The 19,127-nt window shown below is 62.2% G+C and carries 18 protein-coding genes; 6 read left to right on the top strand and 12 right to left on the bottom strand.

The genetic code is table 11. The features are described 5' to 3' along the window. Positions 1 to 2 precede the first annotated feature (2 nt). Positions 3 to 1,397 (top strand): aspartate aminotransferase family protein, encoded by a 1,395-nt coding sequence (locus tag ACXR2W_RS04880; protein WP_458814173.1) that lies wholly within the window; start codon positions 3 to 5, stop codon positions 1,395 to 1,397. A 45-nt stretch (positions 1,398 to 1,442) separates the two neighbouring features. Here ACXR2W_RS04880 and ACXR2W_RS04875 read toward each other — a convergent pair whose 3' ends face one another. Continuing rightward, positions 1,443 to 1,592: a hypothetical protein gene (locus tag ACXR2W_RS04875; RefSeq protein ID WP_458814171.1), complete on the bottom strand. Its 150-nt coding sequence runs from the start codon at positions 1,590 to 1,592 to the stop codon at positions 1,443 to 1,445. Between the two features lie 133 nt (positions 1,593 to 1,725). Beyond that, the gene (gene rpsO, locus ACXR2W_RS04870) at positions 1,726 to 1,995 is read right to left on the bottom strand and encodes a 30S ribosomal protein S15 (protein ID WP_458814169.1); all 270 of its coding nucleotides are present in this window, start codon (positions 1,993 to 1,995) and stop codon (positions 1,726 to 1,728) included. 137 nt (positions 1,996 to 2,132) lie between these two features. Between rpsO and ACXR2W_RS04865 the strand changes: the two genes are divergently transcribed. The 4 genes from ACXR2W_RS04865 (at position 2,133) to ACXR2W_RS04850 (ending at position 7,509) form a co-directional block, all read left to right on the top strand. Continuing rightward, entirely contained in the window at positions 2,133 to 2,951 is an 819-nt protein-coding gene (locus ACXR2W_RS04865) for an inositol monophosphatase family protein (protein WP_458814167.1), read from the top strand. Positions 2,952 to 3,056: 105 nt separating this feature from the next. Beyond that, positions 3,057 to 4,256, top strand: a complete 1,200-nt coding sequence (locus tag ACXR2W_RS04860) for an ABC transporter substrate-binding protein (RefSeq protein WP_458814165.1) — start codon at positions 3,057 to 3,059, stop codon at positions 4,254 to 4,256. A 41-nt stretch (positions 4,257 to 4,297) separates the two neighbouring features. Continuing rightward, the gene (gene fdhD, locus ACXR2W_RS04855; RefSeq protein WP_458814163.1) at positions 4,298 to 5,188 is read left to right on the top strand and encodes a formate dehydrogenase accessory sulfurtransferase FdhD; all 891 of its coding nucleotides are present in this window, start codon (positions 4,298 to 4,300) and stop codon (positions 5,186 to 5,188) included. Then, the gene (locus ACXR2W_RS04850; RefSeq protein ID WP_458814161.1) at positions 5,185 to 7,509 is read left to right on the top strand and encodes an FdhF/YdeP family oxidoreductase; all 2,325 of its coding nucleotides are present in this window, start codon (positions 5,185 to 5,187) and stop codon (positions 7,507 to 7,509) included. The genes fdhD and ACXR2W_RS04850 overlap by 4 nt, the downstream gene beginning before the upstream one ends. 15 nt (positions 7,510 to 7,524) lie before the next feature. Here ACXR2W_RS04850 and ACXR2W_RS04845 read toward each other — a convergent pair whose 3' ends face one another. The 6 genes from ACXR2W_RS04845 to ACXR2W_RS04820 all read right to left on the bottom strand — a co-directional run bounded on the left by ACXR2W_RS04845 (position 7,525) and on the right by ACXR2W_RS04820 (position 13,455). Then, on the bottom strand, positions 7,525 to 8,733 hold the full coding sequence (locus ACXR2W_RS04845; RefSeq protein ID WP_458814159.1) for a globin domain-containing protein: 1,209 nt from the start codon (positions 8,731 to 8,733) through the stop codon (positions 7,525 to 7,527). 175 nt (positions 8,734 to 8,908) lie between these two features. Beyond that, positions 8,909 to 10,162: a formamidase gene (gene fmdA, locus ACXR2W_RS04840; protein ID WP_458814157.1), complete on the bottom strand. Its 1,254-nt coding sequence runs from the start codon at positions 10,160 to 10,162 to the stop codon at positions 8,909 to 8,911. 91 nt (positions 10,163 to 10,253) lie between these two features. Then, a complete protein-coding gene (locus ACXR2W_RS04835; RefSeq protein WP_458814155.1) occupies positions 10,254 to 10,421 on the bottom strand; it encodes a hypothetical protein in 168 nt (55 codons plus the stop codon). 163 nt (positions 10,422 to 10,584) lie between these two features. Then, entirely contained in the window at positions 10,585 to 11,223 is a 639-nt protein-coding gene (locus ACXR2W_RS04830) for an AmiS/UreI family transporter (RefSeq protein ID WP_458814153.1), read from the bottom strand. Positions 11,224 to 11,446: 223 nt separating this feature from the next. After that, positions 11,447 to 12,925, bottom strand: coding sequence for an NCS2 family permease (locus tag ACXR2W_RS04825; RefSeq protein WP_458814151.1), 1,479 nt, complete (start codon positions 12,923 to 12,925; stop codon positions 11,447 to 11,449). A gap of 158 nt (positions 12,926 to 13,083) precedes the next feature. Beyond that, positions 13,084 to 13,455: an FKBP-type peptidyl-prolyl cis-trans isomerase gene (locus tag ACXR2W_RS04820; RefSeq protein WP_458814149.1), complete on the bottom strand. Its 372-nt coding sequence runs from the start codon at positions 13,453 to 13,455 to the stop codon at positions 13,084 to 13,086. 165 nt (positions 13,456 to 13,620) lie between these two features. Between ACXR2W_RS04820 and ACXR2W_RS04815 the strand changes: the two genes are divergently transcribed. Then, positions 13,621 to 14,487: a fumarylacetoacetate hydrolase family protein gene (locus ACXR2W_RS04815; protein ID WP_458814147.1), complete on the top strand. Its 867-nt coding sequence runs from the start codon at positions 13,621 to 13,623 to the stop codon at positions 14,485 to 14,487. A gap of 91 nt (positions 14,488 to 14,578) precedes the next feature. Here ACXR2W_RS04815 and ACXR2W_RS04810 read toward each other — a convergent pair whose 3' ends face one another. The 4 genes from ACXR2W_RS04810 to ACXR2W_RS04795 form a co-directional block, all read right to left on the bottom strand. After that, entirely contained in the window at positions 14,579 to 16,063 is a 1,485-nt protein-coding gene (locus tag ACXR2W_RS04810) for an aspartate ammonia-lyase (RefSeq protein WP_458814145.1), read from the bottom strand. A 62-nt stretch (positions 16,064 to 16,125) separates the two neighbouring features. Next, the gene (locus ACXR2W_RS04805; RefSeq protein ID WP_458814347.1) at positions 16,126 to 17,559 is read right to left on the bottom strand and encodes an MFS transporter; all 1,434 of its coding nucleotides are present in this window, start codon (positions 17,557 to 17,559) and stop codon (positions 16,126 to 16,128) included. Positions 17,560 to 17,627: 68 nt separating this feature from the next. Next, on the bottom strand, positions 17,628 to 18,500 hold the full coding sequence (locus ACXR2W_RS04800) for a M48 family metallopeptidase (protein WP_458814143.1): 873 nt from the start codon (positions 18,498 to 18,500) through the stop codon (positions 17,628 to 17,630). A 12-nt stretch (positions 18,501 to 18,512) separates the two neighbouring features. Then, positions 18,513 to 19,082, bottom strand: a complete 570-nt coding sequence (locus tag ACXR2W_RS04795; protein ID WP_458814141.1) for a LemA family protein — start codon at positions 19,080 to 19,082, stop codon at positions 18,513 to 18,515. Positions 19,083 to 19,127 lie beyond the last annotated feature (45 nt).

The raw sequence follows: 19,127 nt of genomic DNA, 5'->3' as shown, positions 1-19,127 counted from the left end.
CCATGTCATTTGATCCGACTGCCGCGGTCGACACTCCCGCGCTTCAGGCTTCGGCCAAGAAGCACATGTGGCCGCACTTCACCAACCGCAAGGTGCTCAACGACGGCATCCCCGTCATCACGCGCGCCGAGGGCCACCACATCTACGACGCTGCTGGCAAGCAGTACATCGACGGCCTCGCAGGCCTGTTCGTTGTGAACGCTGGCCACGGCCGCGATCGCATCGTCGAGGCAGCTGCCAAGCAGATGAAGCAGCTCGACTTCATGCCGATCTGGTCGTACGCGCACCCCGCAGCAATTGAGCTGTCGGAGCGCCTCTCGAGCTACGCTCCCGGCCAGATGAACAAGGTCTTCTTCACCACTGGTGGTGGCGAGGCTGTTGAGTCGGCGTTCAAGCTTGCCAAGCACTACTGGAAGATCCAGGGCAAGCCCATGAAGCACAAGGTGATCTCGCGTTCGGTCGCGTACCACGGCACCCCTCAGGGCGCTCTGGCGATCACCGGTATCCCTGACATGAAGAAGTTCTACGAGCCGCTGACCCCCGGTGGTCACCGCGTGCCCAACACGAACTTCTACCGTGCAGAAGAGATGGGCGCCCCCTCAAACGACATCGAGGCGTTCGGCCAGTGGGCCGCTAACCGCATCGAAGAGGCGATCCTCTTTGAGGGCGAAGACACCGTTGCGGCCGTCTTCCTCGAGCCCGTACAGAACTCGGGTGGCTGCTTCCCGCCTCCCCCCGGTTACTTCAAGCGTGTGCGCGAGATCTGCGACAAGTACGACGTTCTGCTCGTATCTGACGAGGTCATCTGTGCATACGGCCGCGTGGGCGATTTCTTCGCTTCGAAGGCGCTCGGCTACGAGCCCGACATCATCACCTCGGCGAAGGGCATCACCTCGGGCTACGTGCCCCTCGGCGCCATGATCGTCTCGGACAAGGTGTCGGAGCCCTTCAACTCGGTCGAGAACACCTTCTACCACGGCTTCACCTTCGCTGGTCACCCGGCGGCAGCTGCTGCGGCCCTCGCAAACCTCGACATTTTCGAGGAAGAGGACCTCAACGGCCGCGTGCGCGAGAACAGCCCGCTGTTCCGCGCCGAGCTCGAGAAGCTGCTCGACATCGACGTTGTCGGTGACGTGCGCGGCGAGGGCTACTTCTTCGGCATCGAGCTTGTCAAGGACAAGGCGACCAAGGAGACGTTCAACGAGGAGGAGTCAGACCGACTCCTGCGCGACTACCTGTCGCCCGCTCTGTGGGACGCCGGCCTGTACTGCCGTGCCGACGACCGTGGAGACCCCGTCATCCAGCTTGCTCCCCCGCTGACCATTGGTCCGTCGGAGTTCGCTGAGATCGGTGGCATCCTGCGTAGCGTTCTGAAGGACGCTTCGTCGAAGATCTAATCTGATCTGAATCGTGATGGCCCCCTCGCAGTTGCGAGGGGGCCATCACTCGTTTACCGGCAGGCTGCGCTTGGATACTGCGACTCCTTCGTCGCGCAGCATGACCAGAGGAACGTCGCGCAGCATGACCAGAGGAACGTCGCGCAGCATGACCAGAGGAACGTCGCGCAGCATGACCAGAGGCACGTCGCGCACACCTCCAGCGCCATCTTGCCGTGGCCTCACATGTCATCCTGCGTGAGCTTGCGAATCGCAGGATCCAGCAGCAAAAAGCGCCCGCCACCGAAAGGTGACGGGCGCTTGAGCAATCCGTGAAGGATCGAAAAACTTAGCGACGCAGGCCGAGGCGCTCGATGAGCGAACGGTAACGTGCAATGTCGAGACGCTGCAGGTACGACAGCAGGCGGCGACGCTGACCCACGAGCAGCAGCAGGCCACGGCGCGAGTGGTGATCGTGCTTGTGATCCTTGAGGTGCTCGGTCAGGTCCTTGATGCGACGCGTGAGCATTGCCACCTGAACCTCGGGGGAACCGGTGTCACCGGGCTTGGTCGCGAACTCTTCCATGATGGCCTTCTTGACTGCTGATTCCAGTGCCATAGGGACCCCTTTCAATTGCTGCGCGGCGCCGTCAGCTGAATGCTGGGGCTCTCTTAATCCGCGGCCGTTAAACGGCAACCTTGTTATCTTAGCACCTGCGAGCACCTTTTCACACACTCGCGAGCTAGGCTCGATGCATGACCTCGGCTCAACACTCCCCCGCTACCCTTGCCCAAATCGCTTCAGACGTTGCACGAGTCGCGGGCGCCCGCATTGTTGCACTGCGCCACCGCGGTGTGAGCGTTGCGGCGGCCAAGTCAAGTGCGGTCGATATTGCCACCGAGGCAGACCGAGAAGCTGAACAACTCATCACCGAGGCGCTGCGCGCAGCCCGCCCCGACGATGGCGTACTCGGCGAGGAGGGTACCGGGGTCCCTGGCACGAGTGGCATCACCTGGGTCATCGATCCCATTGATGGCACCGTCAACTACCTGTACAACATTCCCTACTACACCGTGAGCATCGCCGCGACCGTGCCCGACGATACCGCGTACGCCGACGGACGCCGCGCCATCGCTGGCGCCGTATATAACCCCAACAGCGACGAAATGTTCGAGGCTTACACTGGCGGTGGGGCACGCTTGAACGGCGCACCCATCACCCCCACCGGCAACACCGACCTAGCCACCTCGCTCGTGGCGACGGGCTTTGGATACACGGTAGAGCGCCGCGAGACCCAGGCTGAGATGGCTGCGCGCCTCATTCCCACCGTGCGCGATATTCGCCGCATGGGATCTGCTGCGGGCGACCTGTGCATGGTCGCTTGCGGCCGAATCGACGCCTACTACGAGCTCGGCTTGCAACCGTGGGACTATGCCGCAGGCGCCCTCATTGCCACCGAGGCTGGTCTGCAAATCTTGGGCGCCCCAGATGGCACGGCCCCGGGTGAGCCGTTCATGTTTGTTGCCGACCCCGGCCTCGTGCACCAGCTGCGCGACCGCGTGGTGGGCGCGTAGCAACCCCTGCGACACTCGTCGCGGTGCGATTTACTCCCCCTTCGATCAGCGAATGTGTCATGATGATTGACAACAGTGAAGTTCGTGGTTTCCAAGGGAGGAAACATGTCGCCCCGTTCGCAAGACCCCATCGTCCTCGAAATCGTCAGCCGCATGCGCCAGGCACAGCTCGGCCGACGTCAGCTACTGCGCGGCGGCGCGCTGGGAGCCGCCCTCGTAGGCGCAGGCGCCCTGAGCGCCTGCGCTGGCCCGTCTGGCCCAGGCGACGGCTCAGGCGGCAAAGTCCGCTGGGCCAACTGGACGTATTATCTCGACTACGACGAAGATACGGGTGAGAACCCGAGCCTGAATGAGTTCATGGAACTCACCAACATCACCGCCGAGTACTACGAAGACATCGACGACAACAAGACCTTCATCGCCAAGATTAAGGATCAACTTAAGCTCGAGCAAGACACCGGCTACGACGTATTCTGTCTCACAGACTCCTCGCTCGTGCGACTCTTCGAACAAGACCAACTACGTGAGTTCGACCGTGCGCTCTTGCCCAATGTGAACGGCCAGATGATCGATATGGTGCAGCACGCCACGTTCGATCCGGATCGTGAGTGGTCAATTCCGTACCAGGCCGGCATGACCGGCCTGTGTTACAACACGCAGCTGTACCCGCAGGGCGTTGAGAGCGTCTCAGACCTCTGGCGCCCCGACCTCAAGGGCAAGGTGAACCTGCTCAGCGAGCAAGACGACACGCTCGCCCTCGTGATGCTCGAACAGGGCGTCGACATTACCGGGGACTGGGGCGACGATCAGTTCTTTGCGGCTCTCGACGTCGTCGAGAAGCAGCTGCGCGCGGGCCAGGTCTTTAACGTCAAAGGCAACTCCTATACACAAGACCTGCAGAAGGGCGACGTACTCGCCGGCATGTGCTGGTCGGGCGACATCGCCATGCTCAATGAAGAAGAGGGCGAAGAAGTCTGGAAGTTCGTGGTCCCAGATGCCGGTGCGGCGCTCTTCATCGATTCCTTCTGCATGCCCGTCGCGACCGAATCGACCGACCAGGTGCACAAGCTCATCGACTACTACTACGAGCCCGAGGTCGCGGCCCAGGTCGCCGAGTACGTGCAGTACGTTACGCCAGTAAAGGGCGCACGCGAGGCAATGCAAGAACTCAATCCAGCACTCGCCGAGAACACGCTGATCTTTCCCGATGAGAGCATGTCGAGCAAGGTCTATGACATGCGCTCACTCACGTCCGAGGAAGACAACCGGTACGCCCAGGCGTTCCAAAAGGTACTGGGCAACTAGCACGGCTTGATCCGGCGCCTCATCGGTGCTAAGCAAGTAACGTGTCACGAATAGCAGCCCGCCGCAGAGTCACCCGCCTCACAGTAGGGGCGGAGGTCTCTCACCGCGCTGATTTTCTGGCGGTAGAGGAGCCGCTCGAGATTCGTCTCGGCGGTTCCTCCTTCGTCGTCACCATGCGCACCCCGGGTTACGATGTCGAACTCGCCGCAGGGTTTCTCGTGTCAGAGGGTGTGATTGCGGCGTCTGCAGACATGTCGACCGCCCGCTATTGTGCGGGCGCCACAGCAGACGACGGCAACACCTATAACGTGCTCGACGTGCAGCTCGCCCCGGGTATCACGCCGCCCGACCCGAGTCTCGCACGCAACTTCACGACGACGAGCGCGTGCGGGCTGTGCGGCAAGTCGTCCATCGACGATGTGCACACGAACTCGCGGTTCGAGGTCGCAAGCGACCCGCTCAAGATCGATGCCGCGCGGCTCGCCACGTTTCCCGATGCGCTGCGCGCGCAGCAGGCCGTGTTTGATCGCACGGGCGGACTGCACGCCGCGGCGCTGTTCGACGGAGTGACGGGCGAGCTGCTCGTGATTCGCGAAGATGTCGGGCGGCACAACGCCGTCGACAAGGTCGTCGGCTGGGCGTTTATGCGCGATCTGCTTCCGGCGCGCTCCTGCGTACTCATGGTGTCGGGGCGCGCGAGTTTCGAACTCACGCAGAAAGCGATCATGGCGGGGATCCCCATGCTCGCGGCCGTTTCTGCTCCTTCGTCGCTCGCGGCCGATCTCGCCGAAGACGCGGGCCTCACGCTCATCGGTTTCTTGCGCGGCCCGTCTATGGTGATCTATGCAAGGCCGGATCGCGTCACCAACTCCACCGTTTCCCTGGCGGGCTCCTCCGCCGATACGCTGCACACGAAAGCAGGCAAGTCATGACTCCCAAGGCCCCCAAGAATGACTTTTCGGACGCCGACCTCGAGGTCTCTGCCCCGAAAGATTACGCGGCGGGCCTCGGTGGTGTCTACCACTCGATGGAACCCGCCCTCAAGGGCATGGGACTCGCCCGCACCGCGAAGCTGATGCTCAAGATCAACCACAAAGACGGCTTCGACTGCATGAGCTGCGCTTGGCCCGACCCTGACCACCGCAAGATCGCAGAGTTCTGCGAAAACGGCGGCAAGGCTGTGACGTGGGAGGCGACGCCGCTCAAAGTGGAGCGTGCATTCTGGAAGGAGCACTCGCTCACATCGCTCGAGGACAAGACCGAGTACTGGCTGGGCATGCAGGGTCGCATCATCGAGCCCGTGTACAAGGCGAAGGACTCAGACCATTACGAGCCTGTCAGCTGGGATCGCGCCTTCAGCATCATCGCCGACCACTTGAACGGTCTTGAGCATGCCAACGAGGCTTCGTTCTACACGAGCGGCCGCGCTTCAAACGAGGCGGCGTTTATGTACCAGCTGTTCGCCCGCGCCCTCGGCACAAATAATCTCCCCGACTGCTCCAACATGTGTCACGAGTCCACGGGCACCGCAATGCAGTATTCGGTGGGCATCGGTAAGTCGACGATCGCTTACAATGACTTTCTCGAGTCAGATCTCATCATCATCATGGGGCAAAACCCGGGCACGAATCACCCGCGCATGCTCACGGCGCTACAGGAAGCGAAAGAGAACGGCGCCAAGATTGTCGCCGTGAACCCGCTGCCAGAGGCGGGCCTCATCGGCTATAAGGATCCGCAGAAGGTGCGCGGCTATGTCGGCAAACCGATCGAGATCGCCGACCAGTTCATGAAGATCAGGCTGGGCGGCGACATGGCACTGCTGCAGGCGATCTCAAAACGCGTACTCGAAGCAGAGGAGCGCAACCCGGGCACCGTGCTTGACCGCGACTTCATTGAGCGTCACTGCGACGGCTTCGAAGAGTTCGCCGCACACATGAAGAACGTCGACGAACGCGAGGTCGAGCAGGCCACCGGCCTGTCTTCGGCCGAGATCGATGAGCTCGCAGACCGCTACCTGAACTCTGAGCGGGTCATCATTGCCTGGGCGATGGGAATCACCCAGCACCGCAAGGGTGTCGACGCGATCAAGGAGATCATCAACCTGCTGCTGCTGCGCGGCAACATGGGCAAGCCGGGCGCTGGCGCCTCCCCCATTCGCGGCCACTCGAACGTGCAGGGCGATCGCACCATGGGGGTCTGGGAGCAGATGCCCGACTCGTTCCTGGACGCGCTCGGCAAAGAGTTCAACTTTGAGCCGCCGCGTGACCACGGCGTCGATGCTGTGCACGGTATCAGGGCGCTCGACCAGGGCAAGATCAAGGTGTGGGTGGGCCTGGGCGGTAACCTGCTGGGCGCAATATCTGACACGAACCTCGCCGAGTCTGCCATGCGCAAGACGAAGCTCAGCGTCCAGTTCTCAACCAAGCTGAACCGCTCACACGTGATCACCGGCGACGAGGCACTGATTCTGCCGGTGCTCGGCCGCACCGAAATCGACGTGCAGCTATCGGGCCCCCAGTATGTGACCGTCGAAGACTCGGTGTGCGCGGTGCATGCCTCGCACGGGCAGGTGAAGGCGATTTCAGACCAGATGCGGTCTGAGGTCGCGGTGATCGGCGGCATGGCGCACGCCACCCTGGGTGACAAGTACGGCATTGACTGGCTCGCAATGGTCGACAACTACGACGTGATTCGCGATCACATCTCTCGGGTTGTGCCGGGCTGTGAGAACTATAACGAGAAAACTCGCCGCCGCGACGGCTTCATTCTGCCAAATGGGCCCCGCGACGAACGTCGCTTTGACACTGACACGGGCAAGGCCCGCATTACGGTCAACGAGCTCGAGCACGTCGACTGCCCGCCCGGTCGCCTGCTGCTGCAGACGATGCGTTCGCACGATCAGTTCAACACCACCATTTACAGTCTCAATGACCGCTACCGTGGCATCAAGAGCGGCCGCTCCGTGATCTTTGTGCACCCCGACGATCTTGCTGAGCTGGGGCTTCGCGACGGTCAGACCGTTGATATCTTCAGTGAGTGGAAGGACGAGCCCGACCGCGTACTGCGCGGGTTTCGCACGGTCGCGTTTCCCACAGCGCGTGGCTGCGCCGCGGCATACTTTCCAGAAGCCAATGTGCTCGTGCCGCTCGACAGCACCGCTATCGGCAGCAACACGCCGGTGTCGAAAGCGATCGTGATCCGGATCGAGGCGGCCAGCACCCCCGTGGGAGTGGGCCGCCCCATCACCGTATAACGTCAGGCGCAGGTGTTACGCGGGGTTCTGGGCCCACATGTCGGGCCCAAACACCTCGTAGTGGATGCGATCGCTCGGCACGCCGCGGCCTACGAGGTCGCGGCGTGCCGCCTGCATGAACGGCAGCGACCCGCACATGAATACCCGCGCTCCCTCAGGCAGCTCGACGTCGCGAAGGCTCATGCGACCCGTCTTCGCGGGGTGCAACGTTGGTGCGTCGCTTGCATGCTGTGCGTACCAGTTTTGGGCGCGCGCATCATTCATGGCGAGGACCTGCCTGCGCAGGCCCGCGTACAGCGCGTGTGTATCGTGCGACTGATCGGCGTGGAACAGACGCACGGTGCGGCCGGGCTGGCGCCTAGACAGGTCTTCCATGATCGCGGCCACCGGGGTGATGCCGATTCCTGCAGACACGAGCACGAGCGGGTCATCAGACGCGTCAAGCACCACGTCGCCCGCCGGCTGCGACAGTTGCAACACGGCGCCAGGCACAGCGTTGTCGTACAGCCAGCCCGATACCTGCCCGTCGGGGGCACCGTTCTCCCCCAGCACACGCTTGATGGTCACACGCAGGGTGTCACCGCGTGGCCCAGACGAGATCGTGTACTGCCGGGGCTGCCTAAGACCTCCCGGTAGCTCGACGGAAATAGCGACGTACTGGCCGGTGTGGTGCTCGGGTGCTTCGCCCGAGACCGGGGCCAGCAGTAGCGAGAAGATTCCGTCGGTCTCTTCAAACCGCTCAGCTACGCGGTAGTCACGCCACGGAATTTCGGGGTCGGTGCCGCCCAGCGCGTACAGGCGGGCTTCTTCGGCGATCAGCGCAGTCGCAAACAGCCAGTAGACTTCGTCCCACGCAGCGGCGATCTCGGGCGTGACTGCGTCACCCAGAACGGTCTTCACAGCGGCCAGCAGGTGATGGCCGACAATCGTGTACGAGCGGGCCTGAATACCGAGCGAAACGTGCTTGTGCGCGATCCTCCGCATAACGGGCGAGAAGTCCGGCGCATTCGGATCAATCAGCTGCACAGCGAAAGCAACGACTGATGCTGCGAGTGCTCGAGGCTGCTCACCGACGGCCTGATTAGCCTGGTTGAACACGTTCAGCAGCTCGGGGTTGGCCGCGAACATCGCCGGGTAGAACACACTCGTGATCTCGTCGGCGTGCTCGGCGACAACCGCCGCGGTCGCTTCGACGAGAGCGTGTGACTGAGGCGAAAGTTGCATGGGTGTCTCCTTCGGTTGTGGTGGTTGAAGTACCCACTACCGATCTTTGCTTCCCCTCGCTCGTACCGTATCCGCTTTCACCGTGCTTATTCAGCCCGAGCGCCAAAATACGCAAGACCCCCGGCGGGCAGCCGGGGGCCTTGCTCTAGGCGTGTGCTAAACGCTGGGGTTGGCGCTACGCGTTCGCGCGCGGTGCCCCAATTCCCGGGTCGATCTGCGCGGGGCCAGATGCCGACGGCCTAATGTCGATGTCAAACATCGCCGTGGGCAAGTAAACCGTCGAACACGAGTTGGGAATGTCGACGACCCCCGACAGGCGCCCCTCGATGGGGGCTGCGCCGAGCAGCAGGTACGCTTGCTCGGGGCTGTAGCCGAACTTTGTCAGGTAGTCGATCGCGTGCAGGCACGCCCGCTGATAGGACAGGTGCGAGTCGAGGTAGCGCTGCTCACCCTCGAGGGTGACCGACGTACCCGAGAACGCGAGCCACTCGCTGTACTGCGGTTCGACGTTGCCCGGCATGAAAATGGCGTTCTCAGCGACGCCATAGGTCTCCATCCCGCCGCGAATAATGTCAACGCGCAGGTCAATAAACCCGCCCATCTCGATACCGCCGCAGAAGGTGATCTCACCATCGCCCTGCGAGAAGTGGAGGTCACCCACCGAGAAGTTCGCCCCGTCGACGAACACGGGGTAGAAGATACGTGTGCCCTTCGACAGGTTCTTGATGTCTTGGTTGCCGCCGTTCTCGCGCGGCGGCGCGGTACGCGCCGCCTCCGAGCCCACCCTGGCCCACTCACCGCGGTCGAGCCCGCCGAGAATCGCGTGCTCCGCCTCGGGTGGCAGGGCGAGCGGTGGTACCCGCAGCGGGTCCGTCGCGATCAGGTCACCCTCGCGCTTGTTCCACTTGGCGAGTAGTTCAGCCGACGGCGCCGTGCCCATGAGGCCCGGGTGAATGATGCCGGTGAACGAGACGCCCGGCACGTGCCTGGATGTCGCGGTTTGCCCGTTAAAGTCCCACACCGCCTTGTACGCGTCGGGAAACTGGTCGGTGAGAAAGCTGCCACCATTGCGCTTCGCGAAGATGCCGGTGTACCCCCACCCCTGACCCGCGAGCGGCCCGTTGTCCTCTTGCGGGATGGGCCCAACGTCGAGAATATCAACGATGAGGAGGTCCCCGGGCTTTGCGCCTTCAACTTTGAAGGGGCCGCTCAGGGTGTGCACTGTGAGTAGCGGAGCGTCAAGGATGTCTTGTGCGGAGTCATCGTTCTTGATCGCCCCGTCGAACCACTCACGGCAGTCCACACGAAAGCTGTCTCCGGGCTTGACTGTTGCGACGGGCGGAATCTCGGGGTGCCACCTGTTGTGGCCGAGCTTCTCCTGGTCAACGAATCGCTTATTGGAATCCAGCTTGAAAATGTGTTCGGGCATCGACTTCTACCTTTCGTACTTCCTACTTGTTCCTGCGGATTTTCGACGGCTTCGGTGCCGTCGAAATTTACACGCGCACCTCGAGCGAGGTCTAGGTGCGCGGAAGCTTTGCGTGCAGCGGGTTGTGCGTGTAGCGCTGTTGTTTGCCGCCCGTGCTCGGCAGGCTCGATACCACACTGGGTTCGTGAGCGCTGCGGGCGGCGCGATCCACGAGCCCAAACGCCGCTGTGCCCGCACCCGATAGGTGTGGTGCGGTCACCGCGCGTTTCGCGGTCGAACCACAGGCGCGGCAGCTCGTTTCACGCGGTACCTCCTGCATCGAATACAGTGCATCGAACTCGCAACCCTGTGCACATTTGAACCGGTAGTTGGGCACGAATGGGCCCCTTTCTTTGTGTGGATACAGTTGAAATCGGTTGCTGTTACGTGGCCCGAGATGAGACCGGAGTGGCGCTCGCAGCCACGTCGCCTTCGGCCCGTGGCTTGCCCAGCACCCAAGACAGGACAAACAGCACCGCTGCGATCAGAAGAGCGATGAGGCCTTCTGTGGTGCCGGTCACATACTGGCCGGTGAGCATGAGCAGTGCGGGGATCGCGCCCGTAAAGATGCCCAGCCAGAGCGTAAACCAGCCGGTGAAGCGACCCAGATGGGCTTTGCCGAGCCCCAACACCAGAAAGAACATGAACCAGAGCACGGCCCACGCAAACCAGATCACGCCGAACACCGGGTCTTGGGCCATCGTGTACTGCACAATGCCGAAAACGACCGCGCACGCTGCGACGAAGAGAGAAAACCAGCCGAGCCCTTCACCACTCGCGCCGGTGAGCGTGTTCCAGGCGACATACAAGTAGGTGAAGCCAAACAGGTACAGTCCCGAGGCACCCAGGATCGTCGCGGGGTCGCCACCCGACTGCGCGATGATGATCGTGGGAAAGATGACCTGCATGCCCCCGACAAACAGGTTCATCGCGGCGGCAGATTTCGCCGGCACCACGTCGATGAGCATGAGACCGTTGATAAACAGCACGGCCCCGACATACAACAGCCCTACACTACTCATGTACTACTCTCCTTCGCGACGCTGCGGTGAAGAGTGGCCGTCCGATTGCTCCGGCCGCCCGATGTCTAACAAACACTGGTGTTGTGATCTGATTGAGACAATATCGGTGCTGCGAATCATCTGTCAACGAAACGAGTAATTGTTTCGTAGAAGTCACAAAAGGGGCCCGGAACCGTCAGATTCCGGGCCCCTTCTGTTTGGGCGTTCCCAGGTCAATTACGCATTAAGCACCGAGGAATGCCTCGAGCGGACCGCGCCCGAAGAACACGACGAAGCCCGCCGCTACGATCCACAGCAGCCAGTGCACTTGCTTTGCCCGACCGCTGAATGCGTGCACGAGCACCCATGCGACAAAGCCTGCGCCGATGCCATTGGCGATCGAGTAGGTCATCGGCATGACCGAGACGGTCAAGAATACCGGCAACAGCACGCGGAAGTCGCCCAGATCGATGTGCTTGATCTGTGCCATCATCATCGCTCCGACGATCACGAGAGCCGCGGCAGCGACCTCGGTAGGCACGATCTGCGTGAGCGGGGTGAAGAACATGGCGAGCAAAAACATGCCACCCGTGATGAGGTTTGCGAAGCCCGTGCGGGCTCCTTCACCAATGCCAGCCCCCGATTCAACAAACACGGTGTTTGAAGATGAGGACGTCATGCCGCCGGCGATCGCACCGACACCTTCGACGATCAGGGCCGATTTGAGGCGCGGAAAGTTGCCGTCCTTGTCTGACAAGCCAGCCTCTCGCGACAGCCCCGTCATGGTGCCCATAGCGTCGAAGAAATTGGTGAACAGGAGGGTAAAGACGAGCATCACCAGGGTCACAATGCCCACGCGCCCAAGATCGAAGCTCACGGCCCCGACAAGGCTCAGGTCGGGCACGCTGAAGGGGGCGCCGCCAAGTTCCGGTACGGTGAGACCCCAGCCGCCCGGGTTCGCGACATCACCGTCAGCGCCCGTGCGCGGGCCCAGCTTTGCAATGGCTTCAACGATGACAGCAGCCACTGTTCCCGTGACGAGGCCGATCAGCAGGCCACCCTTGACGCGCGCCGCCACGAGCACACCTGTGAGCAGGAGCGTGAGCACAAACATCAGGGTCGGCACGGTGACGATAGAACCGCCGCCGCCGAGCCCGACAGGCGGTGACCCCTGTCCCGTCGCGGTCACGAAGCCCGAGTTCACAAACCCAATAAACGCAATGAACAGGCCGATACCCACGGTAATGGCGAGTTTCAGTTCAACGGGCACCGCGTCAAAAATCATGCGGCGCAGACCGGTGGCAGACAGCAGCACGATCAGCACACCGTTAATCACGACGATCGCCATCGCTTCGGGCCAGGTCACCTGACCGACGACCGAGAACGCCACGAAGGCGTTAATGCCGAGTCCCGCAGCGAAACCGAACGGCAGCTTCGAGACAAGCCCAAACAGGATCGTCATCACGCCAGCGGTAAGCGCGGTGACGGCGCTAACCGCTGGGAACGAGAGCGAGTTACCCTCGATATCTACGCCGCTCGTGAGAATGATCGGGTTCAAGATCACGATGTATGCCATCGTGACGAAGGTGACGAGGCCACCCCGGATCTCGTTGCCGAAAGTTGATCCTCGCTCGCTGATCAAAAAGAACCGGTCGAGCCTGTTCTTGGGTTCTCGTGGCACAGCGTTACCCTGTGCCTCCTGCTGCTGGTCGACTGCGGTCACCGGCGGCTCCGTTTCTTTCTGTGCGTGTGCTGAACGAAGCTACGTTACCACCCACGAGCGCGCTGACCACCTCTGCGCAGACGAAACAGGGGCCCGGCCACACGGCCGAGCCCCCTCTTCACCACGCGCGGGCGTGCCCGCCGCCTGCTAGTGGTCGCCTAGCTAACGCCCAGCAGGTCGATCACAAAGATCAGCGTCTTGCCCGACAGCGGATGACCGCCTGAGGTGCCGTAGGCCTGGGCAGGGGGCACGATGAGCTTGCGACGGCCACCAACCTTCATGCCGGGAATACCGACCTGCCAGCCCTGGATGAGCGCGCGCAGCGGGAAGTTGATGGACTCGCCTCGGCCCCACGACGAATCGAACTCTTCGCCCGTGTCGTATTCAACGCCCAGGTAGTGCACGTCAACGGTTGAGCTCGCGGCTGCCTCTGCGCCGGTGCCCACCTCAACGTCTACGATCTGCAGCTCGGCGGGTGCCGGGCCGTCAGGAAATTCAATTTCGGGTTTAGTCTTCGCATTCTCGGTCATGACCACCATTCTCCCCGAAACTTGATCACCCTGCCTTCCCGTTCGCTCAGAGGAAACACCGCCGCCGCCGTATGAATCCCGTGCCGACCATACAAAAAACGCGGCCTGACACGTCACACAAGCTCCTTTCGCCCGCCACACGCCACGGTCGGCTACGCTGGAGGAGTGAAACTCGCGCACCTAATCTTCTCCCCCGATTCCGCTCCAGAGCTTGCAGTCGTTCGTGAAGAAACGTGCATCGCTGTGAGCCGCTTAGGTAGCAGCGCACGCAGCCTGCAGCAGCACATCGAGGCCGGCCCCGAAGCCCACAAAGCCCTACGCAAAGCGGTCAGCACGATGCCGGCCGCAGAGTGGACGCCGCTCACGGAGATCAGCTTTGGACCCGCAGTTATCGGGCCCCCCATCACCCTCGCCGTGGGCCTCAACTACGACGAGCACGCAAGCGAGCTCAACCTTGACAACGATTCCGGCCCGGTGCTGTTCTCGCTGTTCCCCAACTCCCTCGGATCACACGATGGCGAGGTGCCGATCCCGGTGCACCTGAGCGAAGAGGTCGACTACGAGGGCGAACTCGGTGTGATCATCGGCAAGCCCGCGAAGAATGTTTCTGCTGAAGAAGCGCTCGATTACGTGTTTGGATACACCACGATCAACGACATCACGGCGCGCAACATTCAGTTTCTCGAACCGCAGTGGTCGCGGTGCAAGTCGTTCGACGGCTTCACCCCGGTGGGCCCGGTCGTTACGACCGCAGACGAGATCCCTGACCCGCAGGTGCTCGGCATTACCACCGATGTCGACGGTCTGCGCGTGCAAGACTCGAACACCTCGTTCATGATTCGCACGGTCGCCGAGCTGATCGCCTCGATTTCGCAGTCGCTTACGCTGCTGCCGGGCACACTCATCTCGACCGGTTCGCCGGGCGGTGCTGGCCGTTCACGCAAGCCCCCGCTGTATCTCGTACCCGGCAGTGAAGTGACCGTTACGATCGAAAAGATTGGCGCCGTGACGTCACACTGCACGAAGGCGTAACCGAGACGTCTACCGCACACACCACGCGAAGGGGGCGGGTGAGCACTGAGTGCTCACCCGCCCCCTTCGCGTTTACAACGCTGCCGCGGTGTTACTCGGCGGTGTCGTCTGCCACGACCTTCGCGGCCACCGTCTCGGCGGGAACAACATCAATGCTGCCCGTCTCGGGGTGAATACCTGCAAGCTTCGCGGGCTTCAGAATCTCGTCAAGCTCGGCCTGGCTGAGCAGTCCACGCGAGATCACGAGGTCGCCCACGCGCTCGTTGGTCGCCAGCGCTTCCTTCGCGAGGCTTGCGGCCTCGTAGTAGCCGATGACGGGTGCGAGCGCGGTGATCACGGTCACCGAACGCGACACCATGTCGTCGAGGCGATCGGTGTTCGCGGTGATCCCGTCGACACAGTTGACGCGCAGCGTCTGACATGCTCGCTCGAGCCACGTGATCGACTGGAACAGCGAGTGCGCAATAATCGGCTCGAAAGCGTTGAGCTGCAGCTGGCCCGCCTCGACAGCCATCGACACGGTGACGTCTGATCCGGCAACTGCGTACGCGACCTGGGTCACGGCCTCGGGAATCACGGGGTTGACCTTGCCGGGCATGATTGAGGAGCCTGCCTGGCGGGCGGGGAGGTTAATCTCACCGAAGCCAGCCTGCGGGCCCGAAGAGAGCAGGCGCAGGTCGTTCGAGATCTTCGAAAGCTTGAGCGCGCTGCGCTTGAGCGCGCCCGAGAACGTGATGAACACGCCCGTGTCACTCGTCGACTCAACGAGGTCGCCAGCGGTCACCAGGTCGAGCGACGTGATGTCGCGCAGGTGCTTCAGCACCGACTCCTTGTACCCCTTGGGCGCGTTGATACCGGTGCCGATGGCGGTCGCACCCATGTTGATCTCGCGCAGCAACGTGACGGCCTCACGCAGGCGGTCGATGTCTTCGCGCAGCGTGACCGAAAACGCGTTGAACTCCTGGCCGAGCGTCATCGGCACCGCGTCTTGCAGCTGCGTGCGGCCGACCTTGATGATGTCCTTGAACTCACGGCCCTTCGCCGCAAACGAGTCGGCGAGCAGTGCCAGCTCTTCGAGCAAGCTCTCGAGCGAGAACGCGAGCGCGATCTTGATCGCGGTCGGGTACGTGTCGTTCGTCGACTGGCTGTGGTTGGTGTGGTCGTTCGGGTGGATGAACGAGTAGTCACCCTTCTCGTGGCCAGCCAGCTCGAGTGCGCGGTTCGTGATGACCTCGTTCGCGTTCATGTTGGTCGACGTGCCAGCGCCGCCCTGCACAACTCCCACTACGAACTGGTCGAGCAGCATGCCCGTCTTGATCTCTTCACACGCGCGGTCGATGAGGGTAGAGCGCTGCTCGTCGAGCGCGCCGATCTCAAGGTTTGCTCGGGCGGCAGCCTGCTTCACGCACGCAAATGCGCGCACGAAGTCGGGGTAGACCGAAACTGGGCGGCGCGCGATCGGAAAGTTCTCGTGCGCGCGGTAGGTGTGCACGCCCCAGTACGCGGCTGCGGGCACCTCCACGCTGCCGATCGAGTCCGTTTCAGTGCGGGTTTGTGCCGACAGGAAGTCACTCACCGGTATCTTGGCTCCATCTAAGTTGTAAGAAGCGAACGCGAGTTCGCGTGAACCCCTCCAGCCTACTCCCCCGCATCACGCTTTGCGATGTGCCCGGGGAGCTGGATCTTGCTGGTCGTGAGCGGAACCTGCGCCGTCTCTTGCGGCACCGAAGTTTCTGCGGGGATCGGGGCGGCGGGGCGGCGCAAAATATCGAGCGGTGCGGTGAGCGTCTCAACCTGCTCAGCCGGATCATCTTCGAGCCCCGGTCGCCCAACGTGGGTAAACCGCAGCCGCCAGCCAGCGCCCCGGTGCGGCCGTAGTTTGCGCGCCGTCACAAGCCAGATCGCGCCCACAAAGAATGCGATAAGTCCCGCGGCAGCGCTGATCACGAGCGTCGCACGCGCACCCAAGCTGTCTGCGGCAGCGCCCACAAGTGGCGCCCCGAGCGGTGTGCCACCCATCAGCACGGCCACATAGAGCGCGATCACGCGGCCACGCACGTGCGGCGCTGCCGTCGTCTGCACAAATCCGTTAGCGGTAGTCAAAAGTGTTGCGGTAGCAAAACCAAGAAACACGAGCGACCCCGCGAACGCCCAAAACGTGGGCATGAACGCACCCGTGAGGCTCACCACGCCCACGCCTCCCGATGCCGCGATCACCGCGCGCATGCGGGCCGCGGGGCGGCGCGCAACGAGGAGCGCGCCCGTGAGTGAACCGATCGCGAGCATCGAATACAACAGTCCATAGTCGGTCGCGTCGCGCCCAAATTCGACGGCCATGGTAGACGCGATGATCGGAAAGTTCATACTGAACGCGCCCAGCACAAACACCATCACAAAGATCACCAACAGGTCCTGGCGATGCCGCACATACCGAAACCCTGCGACGAGCTGCTGCAGCTGCCCCTCTCGGTGCGGCCCATTTTCCACCGGCTCCGGATCAGGTTTGATCACGGACAGTGCGATGAGCACCGCGAAGAATGACACGGCGTTGATCAGAAACACCCAGCCAGAACCGACCGCGGCGATCAGGATTCCAGCAATGGCTGGGCCGATGAGACGGGCCGAGTTGAACGACGCCGAGTTCAATGCAATCGCGTTTGAAATCTGGTCGCCCTTCACCAGATCTGAGACGAATGCCTGACGAGAAGTCGCGTCAAACGCATTAATCACGCCCAGTGCGAGCGCAAAGCCGTACACGTGCCAGAGTTCGGCCACACCGGTGACGAGTAACACACCGAGAGCCGCCGCGCACAGCATCAAGAGGCTCTGGGTGATCATGAGCACTCTGCGGCGGTCAAACTTGTCTGCCACCGCACCGCTGAAGGGAACGAGCAGTAATTGCGGGCCGAACTGCAACGCCATGGTGACGCCGACCGCCGAGGCGTTGTTGTCGCTGAGCTCGGTGAGCACCACCCAGTTCTGGGCGGTAGATTGCATCCATCCGCCCACGTTTGATAGCAGCGCGCCAGCAAACCAAATGCGGTAGTTGCGGCCTCGGAGCGAGCGAAACATGGTGGACACGACGGTGAGCAACCTCCTCGGGTAACTTACCTAGCCTAGCGTGCCCGGCCTGCTGCACCCTAGAATTTGCCCCCCATGTCGAGCAGCCTGCGAATCCGATCGGGAATCGGCGGGTGCGTGGCAAAGAGTCGCTGTGCGAGGCCCGGCTTCAGCGGGTCAGCGATCCACAAGTGCGCCATGCTCGACTGCTGCTTCTGCAATGGTCTACCGTAGGTGGACAGTTTGTGCAGGGCGCTTGCGAGCGCCTCGGGGTGACGTGTTGTGAGCGCACCCGTTGCGTCGGCGAGGTACTCGCGCTGCCGCGACACCGCGAGCTGCACCATGGTCGCCACGAGCGGTGCTACGAGCATTGCGACAAGCCCAAATACGAGCACGACCGGGTTGTTGTTGTTGTTGTTGCGCCCAAAGAACGCCATGCGCATCATCATGTCGGCGAGCATGCCGATCGCGACAACGAGGCCGTACACGATCATCGATACCCGAATGTCGTAGTTGCGCACGTGACCCAGCTCGTGCGCCATGACACCCTCAAGCTCTGAGTCGGTCATGATGTCGAGCAGCCCGGTAGTCGCCGCTACCATCGCGTGCTCGGGGTCACGCCCCGTCGCGAACGCGTTGGGGGCGGGGTCGTGCACGATGTACACCTCGGGCATCGGTGTGCCCGTTGTGATCGCGAGGTTCTCGACGATGCGATAGAGCCTGGGATTGTCGGCTTCTTGGATGCGCTGTGCGCCGCTCATCGAGATCGCTTGTTTGCCCGCCAGGAAGTACTGCAGCACAGCGTACCCCAGCGCAAACACCATCACCGTAATGACAATGCCGGGCGACTGATAAATATATGCGGCCAACCACCCTAGCCCGCCAATAATGACGAGAAACAGCAGGATGATGAGAAAGCTATTGACCTTGTTGCGGCGAATCGCGCTGTACACGGCCCGCCCCGGTTAGAACTGAATGCGCGGCGGCTCAGAGATCGACGCGACGTCGTCAACCTCGAAGAACTGCCGCTCAGCGAATCCCATCCCCCGCGCAAAGAGGGTGTTGGGGAAGAGCTGAATCTTGGTGTTGTACTCGCGCACGCCACCGTTGTAGAACCGGCGCGACGCCTGGATCTTGTTTTCGGTGTCAACGAGTTCGCCCTGCAGCTGCAGAAAGTTCTGACTTGCCTGCAACTGCGGGTAGGCCTCTGCCACAGCAAAGATGCTCTTCAGTGCCTGTTGCATGTGGCCCTCGGCCACCGACGCTTCGGCGGGGCTATCGGCAGAGATCGTTTCTGCGCGCGCCTTCGTGACGGCTTCAAACACGCCCGACTCATGAGCAGCGTATCCCTTGACCGACTCAACAAGTGACGGGATCAGGTCGGCGCGCCGCTTGAGCTGCACCGTGATGTCGCTCCACGCTTCATCGACGCGCACCCGCAGCGTGACGAGGGAGTTGTAGGTGATCCAGACATAGCCGATCAGAAGAACAAGGACACCCACGGCGACGAGCGCGGCAATCAATCCACCAGACATGGGAAAAGTGTATCGATACGGAACAAGTGTCTGCTGTGGATTAGC

The sequence above is a fragment of the Leucobacter faecis genome (assembly GCF_054456695.2).
The sequence above is the reverse complement of the archived record's forward strand: the minus strand, read 5'-3'. Positions and strand labels throughout refer to the sequence as shown.